We start from the raw sequence: 12,431 nt of genomic DNA, 5'->3' as shown, positions 1-12,431 counted from the left end.
CTTCACCGTTAGGAATGCAATTAGGACAAGGTACATTACGATTCTTTTTTTAGGACTTCCCCCTCCTATAAAAGACGGCCAGTTTACCAAGCATCTGCTTGCTGAACTGGCCGTTTCGTTTAGTAAAGTTTCCCCTGTCTGTATAAAACGGTGGACAGCTTCATGACCGAATGGATATAACAATTCTGTCTTAGCGGATGAGGATCGCCAAAAAATTTGGGCAGAATGGTGTCGAGTGTCTGCTTCATTTTATTAAAGAGCATAGAAAATACTTCTTCCTCACTTAAAAACTGTGTTTCACGGCCCTGCAGCCATTCAAGGTAAGAAACGATTACCCCGCCCGCATTAGCAAGAATATCAGGAATAATAATGACCCCTTTGTTATTAAAAAAAGCATCCGCTTCAGCGGTAACTGGTGCATTGGCACCCTCCACGATTATCCTTGCGGGAACTTTAGCCATATTACCCTTATGAACCTGATCCTCAAGTGCAGCAAGCATCAGGACATCAGCTTCTATTGTCAACACTTCTTCCCGGTTTAATATTTCTGCCTTAACGCCGCTTTTTTTCAGCTGTTCAGCAGTAGTCGGAAGATCGCCCTGATGAACTGCTGTATAGCTGATTAATGCGGGAATGTCCAGTCCATCCGGGTTATATAGTGTACAATTCCGATCGCTGACTGCAACGACTTTATTATGAAGCTCCTGGCATTGATACGCTTCCAAAGCCGTTACGGACCCTACATTTCCAAAACCCTGAACAGATATTCTAAGCGGCCGTTTTGCTAGTGAAAGAGCTGTTTTGGCAAATGGGTTGTCTGTTTTATTAAGCCAGTCCTCCTGCTTCAGTAAAAAATCATGCAGCATATAACGAAAAGTATAGTAAACGCCTTTCCCTGTAGCTTCTCTTCTCCCTAAAGAACCTCCGTTTATGACACTTTTCCCAGTGAAGCTTCCTCTATACGGCTTTCCTGGCTTAATGCTTTTATATTCTGCCATCATCCAGTCCATTTCCCGTTCTCCCGAACCTACGTCCGGAGCAGGAATATCTTTATCCGGCCCAAGTACATCTGCAAAATATTGAACGTATTTTTTTGAGATTACATTCAATTCCTTGTCGGTTCTCTCACGTGGATTAAGGACGATGCCCCCTTTCCCGCCGCCGAAGGGAACATCATGCAAAGAATTTTTTAAAGTCATTAAAAAAGCTAAATTAATCACTTCTTCTTCATTTACGGATTCGTGAAACCGTATTCCCCCTTTGTAAGGTCCAAGTGCATCATTATGATGTACCCGATAGGCGGGTATTCGCACAACCTGTCCATTCTCTAAAGGCATTCGGAGAAATGACTTATGGATTTTATTTGGGGTGGATAAAATCGCAGCCAAAGAGGTAAATGCCTGTTCACGAATGTTGTCTTGAAGATCAGGAATAAATAATGGATCTTTCATTAATGCCTGCAATGATTGTTCTACAATTGCTCTTGTTTGTCCTTGCATATCGCTTCCTCCTAAAAATTCACTCATAATCAACTGTTTAAAGTGTAGCATAAATAAAGCGCTTTCAAAAATCACCAGCTTCCAGCAAAAAAAGTCCTGCCGTCTCAGGCAGAACTTCTGAAGAAACTTTAACCTTTTTACACAATCATTCTAAAAACCTTTTTACAAAGTGCTTCCCGTTCCGGCAGGCCGGTTTTTCGACTCAGCTCTTTATTTAATCTCAAGAATTCGTGCTTAATTTTTTTAATTGTATTCATTACCTCACCAGGGGTTCTGTTACAGTCCCAGTGCTCCAGAAGATCAAGCTGCAAATTACTTAAATGACCTCTCCTTCCCTCAAGCTTTGACCAGACACCGCAGCTTGCATCCAGACGCAGATCCATTTCCATGTACCAGCCCATAGCCATATACCACCGCACTTTATCCACATTTGCTAAAGCGTAATAGTTTTCATTTCTCATAACAGCCCTGTAAGTTTCATGGGCAAACGCGAAAATTTTGCCCCGCCAGCTTTCGACTTCTTCTGCTGTTACCCCGTAAGTAAATTGGGATGAAGCTTCTTTTATTTTTGCAATTATTCCTTGAGGGTCATATTGGGGCTCAATGTCCCGCAGCCAAATGGAAGGCTCAAGTTCTTCAGGATAGTGATACCAGCTATCAATTTTTACAAACTCCTCATAATGCGTTACCACTAGAGGGGATGCTTTTGAGCCGCCTTCATGGTACAGAACATCTCCCCATCCTGACGCCCGATCTTTTTTTAACTGCTTGAATTGATTGAAGCTTTGCGGTGTGACTATAGTATGAAGATCAATGTCTGAATAAGGATCAACATTTCCCTTTGCAAGAGAACCACTTAAATAGATACCCAGTACATGTTGATCATTTTTCAAATCAGCTAAAGCATTCGCCAATAATTTCTCCCGATGAAACGGCAGCTGCTGATCCCGGTACAGATGATTAGAGTCAAATTCCACAGATATATAATCGCCTCCCTCTCACACACTTGTCCGCCAAAGGTTATAGACGCCGCTACTATCATGTTATAAACATCAGGCTTTAATCATACCATAAATTGATTATTCAGACATTTCTATGCGAAAAAGGACCTTTAGAAAAATTCGTACAGCCCTTCTTCAAAATAGAGAAACTCTTTGCGGTTTACAGCTTGTTTTCCATACCCTTTGAAAAAAATGTCTACTTCTTCCCGGGCCTGAAATGCGTTCGGTTTTGGACGTATTGCCAGCGCCGCATCATAGCGCGGATCACCAAATGCTCCTCCGCTCCAATCAATAATGGCATTGATTTTACCGTCCTTAACTAATACGTTATCCACTGTTAAATCGCCATGAATTAACGTTTGATCAACGTGATCGGGACGATTTCGTTCTAAGTCATCCAGTAATTCTTTTGTGCCATCCACTTTATATCTGTGCAAATTATACTCCGCCTGCATCAGCATAGAATCGATCCAGGTATGATCGCCTTTCAACTCTTCAGGACACTTAGCGAGATGAATTTTTCTCATCATCTGGCCAAAGTGATAAATCGCTTTATGGCGCTTTACTTCGCACGTTTCTCTAAGTAAAAAACTTCTTAATGTCTGGCCTTCTATGTATTCCATAAGCAGCCATGCCTGATCTGTCTCATTCTCCAGAACAAAATCATACACTTGGGGAACCGGCAGATCAACATTCTCCAGGCATTTTAACACGAATGTTTCTTTAGTCAGCCACTCGCGAAACTGCTTTCCTTTTGAATGCTTAATCACATACCTTCCCTTTGTACTTTCTACAAAAGTTACATGGGAAGTATAGCCCTGCTTGGGATAAGAAATGTTCATGATCTCACCCATCTGACTAATGATTTTTGCTGGAACATCTAATAATTGTAAAGGTATCATTAACAACCGCCTTTCCGGATCAATCTCCAGCTCTAAATAGAAAAACTCCTAACAGGTCTTTTCTGTGCTAGGAGTTTTCAAGATAAAAGCGGACAGCATAAGTTTGCCAACTATTATTCCGTAACAAATACAATGTAGCCGATGTCTTCATCAAAGTCCCAATCTACAAAAACATCTTGAATATGCTTGCCAATAATCGGCTCCAAATTGGCTTCACGAACTAACTGCTTCTCCATCGGGCGTTTTGTTAATTTGAGTTCCTCTGTATATCCACTTTTGATCAGCTCTTTTTCGATCCGGACAAAAATCCCTTTTCTTTTAGCTAAAATCGTCCGCTCGCTTAACCAATAAAGTGTAGTTCCTTCGGGCGTTTTCTGACCCTTTTTGGTCAGCAGATCAACTTCTTTTCTGAACGCTTCTTTATCAATATGATCGGGCCATGGCGGCTCAGTCTGATCTTCCTCATTCATAATGCCAAAGATGATGCCTGACTGATTTTCGAGAGACCAATTGTAATACAGTTTATCGATTTTCACCTGTGCTATTTTGCATAAGCTGCTCCTCATGTTAGGCAGCAATTCCTCCATCATTAAATCTCTGGTTTCTTCTACACGTTTTATTTCATTTCTTTCTATCAGGACCCGTTCCATGGGGGCTACAAATTCACGCAGATAAATTGTGATAAACGGTTTTTTCAGGGTAATATAAATGGAGGTTGGTCCCTTTCCAAAATGATCTCTCAGCAGCTTACCAACGTAGCTGACCATCTCGGAATAGGTTTCTGTTTCTATTCTCACTAAAGTCTCCTTTCGAGCAGTGACGTGCTCTTCTCTCTTACCTTATCTTACGAAAAATCAGACGAAAAAGATATGTATATAAATCCCAAAAAAGATCTCACACGATCATTATTCCCTCTTACTGAATTACGATCCACAAAAAACACACTTTTTATAGTGATGCTCCGTCAGTAATTTTTCAACATAAGACAAACTTTGGGTAAATTCTCTCTTATCCATTGAACTGTTATGAAACCCGCACTGATCTCCCGCAAATGTAGTTCGGTGAATCGATTCTGTTTCATGATCAATCAAATAGTTCATTTCTCAGCTCTCCTTTTTTTCAATTTGTAACCACATTACACATACGCTTTTTTATGCAGATACATTGGAGGCCATAAACTGCAGCTATCTCGTTTTCCCATAAAGAACGCAAAAGACTGATCAAAATTTAAAAAAGCCGAAAAGGACCTGTAACAGATCCTTTTCGGCTTATGTTCGACTCTATTGTCCGACTCATTTTACCTACAATCGTATTAAGTTAAATAATTATAATCTTAATGTTTTAACAGCCAAGTATAAACATGAATTACTAAATGAACCGGAAACACTATTGTTTTCCTATTAATCTTATTCTACTAAATACGGAAGAATGAGTAAAGAAGCAGATCGGCTGAAATGTTATAAAATGCGATTTTTTTATAATTATTAACATTAAATCTGACGAAAGTACCACTATTTTTCCATTTATTCATCTTTTCCAAAGTTCATTCGTGCGTATCTGCCGCGAATAATTTCAAAAACACCATATAATATCAGTCCAATTGCAACAATTCCTAAAAGAATTTGTCCGTAAGGCTGCCCGGCTAACTCTGATAAAGCTCCATCAAGTCCTTTTGACTCCGCAGGATTTGCTGTATAAGCTGTTTGGATGAAGAAGAAACCAATCATGCCTAAAACAATTCCACGAGCAATCAATCCAATTTTCCCTGACTTGCGGGCAACTTTTTTTTCATGACGATTCATATCATTGAGAATAAATTTAGTCATGAATTTCTCTTTATAACCATTGTATAATTCATAACCCCCGTACCCGATAATAACAAGCCCTATTATGCCAATAATCCACTGGCCAAATGGCTGCGCAAGAAGCTTTGCAGAAATTGTCTGTTCTGAATTTCCACCTCCGCCGCCAGTATGCATAGCAAGCCGGATAGCGCTAATCGCAAGTCCGCCATAGATTACAGCACTTATAAAGTAACCAATGCGAATAGCAATTGCTTTAGCCGTTTTTCCTTTATGTTCCGGATCAAAGACTGCACGAATTGTTTCCCATATGACATACCCAATAAGACCTAATCCAATTAACCAAAGCAGGCCTTCTCCATAGGGTTTACTTGCCAGTGATGTTAAAGCCCCGCTTGTGCCAGTTGCTTCACCGCCTGCTCCCGCAGCTGACATTAGCGCAAGAATACCCACCAGCCCATAGACAGATCCTTTAGCCATATAACCAAAACGGCCCAGCCTGCGAATCCAGGGTTTGACTTCTTCCCCGGTGCCTCCTGATCGACTCCCATTAACAGTCTTTCGACTCATATGCCATCATCCCTCTTTTTTAAATTTCATTGTTTGTTTTTCAACTGATAAATGGCGTTTTTTCTTATCACAAGATCTGACAGTCTTAATTCCAGTGCCGTCTTTTCCATCCAAGGCTCGCATTCAGCAGAAGAGATTTTTTCTTCTGTCTCGAGGGAATAACATTGACCAGCGCCCCTTACTCCTGATAGATCCTCCTGATAATAGACATCATCAGTCACGAATGATCCATCGCGAAAAACAGTAGTACTCTCCTTATCATTTACTAACGAATTCCCCATCATATATTCTGGTTCGATTCCAAGCAATGACAGCACAGTCGGAGCGATATCAATCTGGCCTCCACTTTTTTCAACTGTTTCTCCTTCCTGCTGATTAGGTTTTTTTATAAACAAGGGCACTTTTTTTCCGAGATTTAAATAATCAACAGACGTTTCAGCATTTTCATCGATTGCCATGTCACGTCCAGGCTGATACAATCCGCTATCATGATCGCCATATACAACAATAAGTGAATTATCCCAAAGATCTTCTTCTTTAAGTTTTGTTACCATGTCACCAAATGCGCTATCGACATAATGAATAGTATGATAATAGCTTCTAATTATTCCTTCATCAAAGCTGCTTAAATCCAGTTCCTGCTTGTCCTCTGGATACTCATAGGGAGTGTGGCTGGTCAGTGCGACCATAAACCCATAAAATGGTTTGTCCATCTCACTTAACTTATCGGCTCCACTTAAGAAGAAATCCCGGTCATTAAGTGTCATTCCTATTTCCTCTCCAGGCGGAAAATCTTCAATACTATAAAAATGATCGAACCCAAAGTTTTCGTACATCTGGTCCCGATTCCAAAAATCCGGTCGAAAAGCATGAAAAGCAGCTGTTTCATAACCCGCTTTTTTCACCTGCTCTGGCAGCGAGTCAAATGAATGATCTGGATATCTTGTATAGACAGATCCCGATTTTAAAGGGTAGAAAGAGGTGTTGACAATAAATTCCGCATCTGAGGTACGCCCTTGATGTGCCTGATGATAAAAGTTCGGGAAGTACATCGTTTGATCCTTGAATTTATTTAAATTAGGGGTTAGTTCCTGGCCATCGATCTCTTTGCCAATAAGAGAAGACTGAAAAGACTCCAGTTGAATCACAATAATATTCGGTTTTTCTTCCAAAGCTTTGACGGTCGGGGATTCTTTCCCTTGAAAATATTCTGTAACTCTCTTTCGTTCTGCATTCGACAAGCTTGCGGGCTCTATCCATCTTTCATCGATCTCTTTCACCAAATCAAGTCCATGGTACCCAATCAAACCCATCTTATAATAGCTTCGAATATTGGATAAAGAATCCTGGCCCAGCCATTCATTACGATCAGAAGCATTTAGTACAAGAGGAGTTATAAAAAGAAGAACACCTGCGGTTCCTGCTGCTGCAACAGCTTTTATCCGGCTTGCAGCGGGATACTGACCAAAGGTTCGTTTCCGGTCAAACCACAAGAAAACCATTAAAATGATCGTGTCGAGAAAAAATAAAAAATCAGACCAGTATACCAAATCCTGCATACCGCCACCCACATCGCCCATTTGAGGTAGTTGAACAATAAGGGAAACAGATAAAAAATCAGTAAAATATCGATAATACCAGATATTTGAAACAAACAGGAATGTGATTAGAATGCTAAATCCTACCAGCATCCACCTTCTTTTACGGGGGGCAATCGAAAGTATCCAAAAGGACAGCAAAAAAATACTCCCCAGACTGACGATTAGCAATATAAAATCAAAATTCGTTCGGGTGGCAATGCTGAACGCATATAGCTTTGCCAGCAAAAGGGCCACATAAAGAATATAATCTCCATATTTTCCAGCAAATCGCTTCATTCATTTTCTCTCCTTTATATGGCATGCTTTCTACTTTACCCATTAGTAAATGAGGAGAAACAACTGCCTGCACACCAATCAAAATCTATTGAATCACTTCCCAATACCGCTAAAAACCGATGCGTTTGAAGGAAATTACTGGGATAAAAATAAAAACCATTGAAACCCCAATTATTCAAGGGGACTCAATGGGTTTTTTTCTTCTTTATTACTTTCTGCTTCCGCCACATCTTTTACTCGCTCTAAAAATTTATTCACAGTTTTTTCAGTAGAAAATAACAAAAATAATTGAACATACCATTTCAACGGTGTGTTGGTGACAGTATAGCGCAGAAACGTCTTGTTTTCCTCAAGCTTAAGTACTTCATATAATGCAGTAATTCTAAACATATCCGCTAATACAAATTCAATCTTCAATTTTTTCTTTTCAATACCATTTTCATATTCCAGCACTTCTACATCGTACTCCATAATGCGTTTTCCTTCTTTATATTTTTGACGATGAACGCTGCCAATTACCTCTTCCGTTACTTTTACAGGCTCATTTTCCATCACCTCGGGCATGATTTTCTGCATATCTTCAAGCGACCCATCAAGTAATTTCCATACCTGCTCAATAGGAGCATTAATCTCTATCCCTTTTATCCATTTCCTCATATCTTCACCTCTTTCACTGGAGTAATAATAGATATTCGTGATGATACGGCTGCTTCCCTTTATTGTATAGTGGAATTTTAATAACCCTCATGGTGAGGGAAGTTCCCTATTACCATTGAGGGTTTACATGATAAGGCATACTTATTCTAATTATTTTCTTTTATTAGCGTAGACTGTCATTGACTCATTTAAAAACGCCGCCAATCCATCACCAAATTTATCAATGTTACTGGTAAAACGCTCGTCGTTTACATACATTTCACCAAGACCTTTAAATGCTTCTAACGAATAGCTTCCAATTGTGTTTAGCCAAGTGAACCATTCATGTGTTAAGCTCTGTGCTTCTTTAGAATTTGGTGGTAAATGCCGAATCGCTGCCATTCGATTATATAAATCCTCCATCTCATCTTTCATATTTTGCTGTTGAACCTTCGACAGATTGCCAATCTTCTCTTTGGACTGATCCACTGCCTGATCCCCCCAGCGATCTCTCGCTTCTTGTTCGTAAGGGTTATGACTAAAATCAAATCCATCAAACTTCTCTTCATTGCTCATCATAATTTCTCCTTTCATGTGCTGAATCGTTTTGTCGATTGAAACGAGCAATTGATCTAATTTATTTCTCTTATTTAGCAGCATTTGACGATGCAATTGCAACGCTTCTTCACGATCAAAAGAAGGGCTTGTAAGAATTTCCTTAATCCTTTTTAAAGGAAAGTCAAGCTCTCTGAAAAAAAGGATCTGTTGCAGCGTCTCAAGATTTTCGTCTGAATAAAGACGGTAGCCTGATTCACTGATCTCATCAGGCATCAATAATCCAATATCGTCGTAATGATGCAGTGTACGCACACTGATCCCAACTATTTCTGCTACCTCTTTTACTTTAAACGGCATCATTAAATCCTCCTTTCAATACTGACTATAAGGCATCACGTTACGTGAGGGTCAATAGGAATTTTAAAAATTAAATGTTAAATACACTTTACTTTTTGTTAAGTCACCTTTACAATTAAACAGAATAATATGTTAAATAAACTTAACAAATGGAGCTGTTAGCTATGGTTATACGAAACCGGGTGCGGGAGCTGCGGGCTGTGCACCAGATGACTCAGGAGGAGCTGGCGACAAAAGTAACCGTTACACGCCAGACCATTGCAGCCATCGAAAAGCAGGATTACGTTCCATCGTTGTTATTAGGCTTAACAATTTGTCAGGTATTTAATGTGAAGATGGAAGAATTATTTTGGCTGGGAGGAGAAAAAGATGGGAAGTAGAACAACATGGTTTATCGCTGTCAATGTATTGTCTCTGATCTGTATTGGATGGGCTGCTGCTATTTTTCTTGATGCGAATCAAGCCTTTGCAAACATGGTTTACCGCAAGACTGAAGGGTTCGACATTACCATTCCGTTAGCTCCATTTTTTATCATGTTTCTTTTGGCCGCTATAAGCTTTTATCTTGTAAAACGTTCTTCAAAAGACTCCTTAACGTTTAAAAAGATTATGCTTCCACCAGAATTTTCCGAACAAGATGAAAGAGAACGCTCCATCACAGCAAACGCATGCCGAAACGCTTATATTTCACTGACCTACACTCTGCCGGTAGTAATTGTTTTAATGACGCTCCAGCCATTGGTGAATCCTGTCACTCCATACTTTTTTCTATGGATCGTTCTATTAATACCCTTTATTCAATGGATCAGCTATTATATCACCATTCGAAAACTTCAAAATTAGCTTTGGCTTTCAAAATCCGTCAATTATTTCCCGGAAAATAATAAACGAAAGGCATCTTCTGTCAGAGAAGATGCCTTTTTGTTACATTTGGTCATCAATAATGACCAAATATTCTTGTTTCTTCAATTATTCCCTCGTTCCAACGGCAGCCATTCCAGCACTTCCTGGATTTTTTCATCCCAGTAATCCCAGGAGTGTGTCCGCCCCGGATCTTCTATGTATGTATGGTCAAATGATGTTTTTTTACATAGTTCATTAAACTCTTTATTTTCTTTTATTAAATGATCCTCTGTTCCACAGCATTGAAACAGCATCGGTTTCGGCACATGGCTTTTATCGATTTTATCAGCCAGCCAGATTACATCATCTTCTGTTCCTTCCACCTGCCGATTTCCAAATATCAGGCTGTAATCGCGATATGGTTCACTTGAACGTTCGGAAAAATTCTTAACTTTCATTACGCCTGATAGGCTTGCAGCAGCAGAGAAGCTTTCAGGTTTCCGCAAAGCCAGCTTAAAAGCCCCGTAACCGCCCATTGAAAGTCCCGCCACAAAGTTATCCTCTCTTTTATCAGATAACGGGAAAAATGACCGGGCTGCAGCTGGCAGTTCTTCACTTATAAACGTCCAATAGCGCTGCCCATGCTCCATATCGGTATAAAAGCTTCTGTGGACATCCGGCATAACAACAGCAAGCCCGAGTTCAGATACATATCGCTCGATTGAAGTCCGGCGAAGCCAGATTGAATCATCGTCCGATAAACCATGCAGCAGAAAAAGGACAGGATGCAAATCTCTCCCTTTCACAGACTGCATCCCGATTTGATTTGTGGTTTGCTCAGGCAAGATGACTGTCATGCTGGTATTAATTCCAAGTATTTCAGAAAAGAAATTACATTTAATCAAAGCCATGATTATAACTCCCTTCTTATTCAACACCTTTATTTTACATGAATAAGTTCTTACTGTGAGAGGAATTCGGTTAATATTTATATAAGGGTTTTTTAAACGGAGTTGTTGATTTCCGCTGAATGCACTCGCTTTCCGCGGGGCGGGGGTGAGCCATCTTCAAGCGCTCCTGAGTTTCAGAGGTCTCACCTCTCCCGCTACATCCCGCAGGAGTCTCGCACTATCAGCTCCAATCAACGGTGTACAAATGTAACAGTCGAATTTATATTTTAAAAAAGTTCAACAAAAAAGAAAGCAAAATAGCCGAAACCAATGAAAAAGTTTTTAAAATGAGCATCTATTCCATTACTTTTTCAAACCTGTCAAATAACTACGAGTTTGTCTTCCTTTTTTGTTGCGGTACTTTTTCTGCTTGGTATGCTTGTTCCAATAAAGCTGTTCTGCCGGTTTTTCTCTTCTGGATCCAGTGATCTACCGCTCCGCTGCCTGATATAACGCCGAACACGATAAAAATAAAACCAAGAAGCTGCTCAACGTAAAGATCTTCATTTAACAGGATAGCTGCCCCCGTTATTGAGAACAGCAGGTTTAGATTCGTAAATACTGCCGATTCACTGGGACCAATTAAACGAATGGCACTATTGTAAATCATATGTCCCAGGCATGTGGCTAATAAAGCAGAGGCGAAAAAGAGAGCGTACTGATAACCTTCTCCGTTCAGCAGTGTGGTAAATCCCGAAGGTTCGGTTGCCAGGCTGATCATCATGAGTATAAGACTGCCGACAATCATCATCCAGCCTGTCAAAAGTAAAACATCCATAGGTGCAGACGTTTTTTTTATCAATACAAAGCTAATAGCCTGGGTCAGACCTGCGAGAAAAATGTATATGTCCCCCATCGCTACGTGAAATGCTCCTTGACTTCCAGCGAGTACAACAAGCGTAACGCCGATAAATCCAATAATAATTCCCAACAGCTTTAATGGAGTCAGTTTCGCCTTTAAGAAAATCATTGCTGCAATGGCCGTAAATATAGGAATCAATCCCAAAATAAGACCTGCATTAACCGCTGACGTTTTGGTTAAGCCTACAGATAAAAAATAATGGTGGCCAACAACATTAAATAGCCCAATTACTGTAATAACCCCCATCTCTTTTCCTGTAGGCAGCCTGAATTTCCTCATAAATGATAAAATGACGAGTACACTGGCACCGGCAAATAAAATTCTCAGGGAGGTCATAGCAATCGGGTCAAACGCTTCGACCAGCAGCTTCAATGCGACCACATTCAATCCCCATACCACCATCAGCGCTACCAGCCATATATATACATTAGAAGCTTTCATCTATACTCACCCGTTTTCTTTCGTTTTCCGAAAATAATCCATTTGTATATCCTACCATATAAAATCTAAATTATGTTAATGAAAAATACTAAGCTAATAGGGTGAGATATCTGTTGAAATGCACAAAAAAACC

13 protein-coding genes are annotated in these 12,431 nt (G+C 40.0%); 2 read left to right on the top strand and 11 right to left on the bottom strand.

Annotated elements, in window-relative coordinates:
• Positions 1-119: 119 nt before the first annotated feature.
• The 9 genes from E2R51_RS13410 to E2R51_RS13375 all read right to left on the bottom strand — a co-directional run bounded on the left by E2R51_RS13410 (position 120) and on the right by E2R51_RS13375 (position 9,202).
• Positions 120-1,499, bottom strand: a complete 1,380-nt coding sequence (locus E2R51_RS13410; protein ID WP_133377594.1) for a Glu/Leu/Phe/Val family dehydrogenase — start codon at positions 1,497-1,499, stop codon at positions 120-122.
• A 137-nt stretch (positions 1,500-1,636) separates the two neighbouring features.
• On the bottom strand, positions 1,637-2,476 hold the full coding sequence (locus E2R51_RS13405) for a nucleotidyltransferase domain-containing protein (RefSeq protein WP_133377593.1): 840 nt from the start codon (positions 2,474-2,476) through the stop codon (positions 1,637-1,639).
• A 134-nt stretch (positions 2,477-2,610) separates the two neighbouring features.
• A complete protein-coding gene (locus E2R51_RS13400) occupies positions 2,611-3,402 on the bottom strand; it encodes a phosphotransferase family protein (RefSeq protein ID WP_133377592.1) in 792 nt (263 codons plus the stop codon).
• 113 nt (positions 3,403-3,515) lie between these two features.
• Positions 3,516-4,199 (bottom strand): Na-translocating system protein MpsC family protein, encoded by a 684-nt coding sequence (locus E2R51_RS13395; RefSeq protein ID WP_133377591.1) that lies wholly within the window; start codon positions 4,197-4,199, stop codon positions 3,516-3,518.
• 126 nt (positions 4,200-4,325) lie between these two features.
• On the bottom strand, positions 4,326-4,502 hold the full coding sequence (locus E2R51_RS19855) for a hypothetical protein (RefSeq protein ID WP_165967227.1): 177 nt from the start codon (positions 4,500-4,502) through the stop codon (positions 4,326-4,328).
• Between the two features lie 423 nt (positions 4,503-4,925).
• Positions 4,926-5,774 (bottom strand): DUF1206 domain-containing protein, encoded by an 849-nt coding sequence (locus E2R51_RS13390; protein ID WP_133377590.1) that lies wholly within the window; start codon positions 5,772-5,774, stop codon positions 4,926-4,928.
• Positions 5,775-5,800: 26 nt separating this feature from the next.
• The gene (locus E2R51_RS13385; RefSeq protein ID WP_133377589.1) at positions 5,801-7,651 is read right to left on the bottom strand and encodes an LTA synthase family protein; all 1,851 of its coding nucleotides are present in this window, start codon (positions 7,649-7,651) and stop codon (positions 5,801-5,803) included.
• Between the two features lie 171 nt (positions 7,652-7,822).
• Positions 7,823-8,308: an SRPBCC family protein gene (locus E2R51_RS13380; RefSeq protein ID WP_133377588.1), complete on the bottom strand. Its 486-nt coding sequence runs from the start codon at positions 8,306-8,308 to the stop codon at positions 7,823-7,825.
• 150 nt (positions 8,309-8,458) lie between these two features.
• Positions 8,459-9,202, bottom strand: a complete 744-nt coding sequence (locus E2R51_RS13375) for a MerR family transcriptional regulator (protein ID WP_133377778.1) — start codon at positions 9,200-9,202, stop codon at positions 8,459-8,461.
• A 164-nt stretch (positions 9,203-9,366) separates the two neighbouring features.
• Between E2R51_RS13375 and E2R51_RS13370 the strand changes: the two genes are divergently transcribed.
• Positions 9,367-9,582: a helix-turn-helix transcriptional regulator gene (locus tag E2R51_RS13370; protein ID WP_133377587.1), complete on the top strand. Its 216-nt coding sequence runs from the start codon at positions 9,367-9,369 to the stop codon at positions 9,580-9,582.
• Complete coding sequence (locus tag E2R51_RS13365) at positions 9,572-10,045, top strand: hypothetical protein (protein WP_133377586.1); 474 nt, start codon at positions 9,572-9,574, stop codon at positions 10,043-10,045. The genes E2R51_RS13370 and E2R51_RS13365 overlap by 11 nt, the downstream gene beginning before the upstream one ends.
• A 122-nt stretch (positions 10,046-10,167) precedes the next feature.
• Here the strand turns inward: E2R51_RS13365 and E2R51_RS13360 are convergent, their stop codons facing one another.
• Together E2R51_RS13360 and E2R51_RS13355 are read right to left on the bottom strand one after the other, a co-directional pair.
• A complete protein-coding gene (locus E2R51_RS13360; protein ID WP_133377585.1) occupies positions 10,168-10,956 on the bottom strand; it encodes an alpha/beta hydrolase in 789 nt (262 codons plus the stop codon).
• Between the two features lie 367 nt (positions 10,957-11,323).
• Complete coding sequence (locus E2R51_RS13355; protein WP_133377584.1) at positions 11,324-12,298, bottom strand: DMT family transporter; 975 nt, start codon at positions 12,296-12,298, stop codon at positions 11,324-11,326.
• Positions 12,299-12,431: the final 133 nt, after the last annotated feature.

Source organism: Jeotgalibacillus sp. S-D1 (assembly GCF_004358665.1).
Lineage (GTDB): Bacteria > Bacillota > Bacilli > Bacillales > Jeotgalibacillaceae > Jeotgalibacillus.
This window is presented reverse-complemented; position numbering and strand designations above follow the sequence as displayed.

Coding starts and splice junctions, on each gene's coding strand:
- E2R51_RS19855 (WP_165967227.1), bottom strand. CDS start 4,502: ATGAACTATTTGATTGATCATGAAACAGAATCGATTCACCGAACTACA.
- E2R51_RS13390 (WP_133377590.1), bottom strand. CDS start 5,774: ATGAGTCGAAAGACTGTTAATGGGAGTCGATCAGGAGGCACCGGGGAA.
- E2R51_RS13375 (WP_133377778.1), bottom strand. CDS start 9,202: ATGCCGTTTAAAGTAAAAGAGGTAGCAGAAATAGTTGGGATCAGTGTG.
- E2R51_RS13355 (WP_133377584.1), bottom strand. CDS start 12,298: ATGAAAGCTTCTAATGTATATATATGGCTGGTAGCGCTGATGGTGGTA.
- E2R51_RS13380 (WP_133377588.1), bottom strand. CDS start 8,308: ATGAGGAAATGGATAAAAGGGATAGAGATTAATGCTCCTATTGAGCAG.
- E2R51_RS13410 (WP_133377594.1), bottom strand. CDS start 1,499: ATGCAAGGACAAACAAGAGCAATTGTAGAACAATCATTGCAGGCATTA.
- E2R51_RS13370 (WP_133377587.1), top strand. CDS start 9,367: ATGGTTATACGAAACCGGGTGCGGGAGCTGCGGGCTGTGCACCAGATG.
- E2R51_RS13385 (WP_133377589.1), bottom strand. CDS start 7,651: ATGAAGCGATTTGCTGGAAAATATGGAGATTATATTCTTTATGTGGCC.
- E2R51_RS13400 (WP_133377592.1), bottom strand. CDS start 3,402: ATGATACCTTTACAATTATTAGATGTTCCAGCAAAAATCATTAGTCAG.
- E2R51_RS13365 (WP_133377586.1), top strand. CDS start 9,572: ATGGGAAGTAGAACAACATGGTTTATCGCTGTCAATGTATTGTCTCTG.
- E2R51_RS13360 (WP_133377585.1), bottom strand. CDS start 10,956: ATGGCTTTGATTAAATGTAATTTCTTTTCTGAAATACTTGGAATTAAT.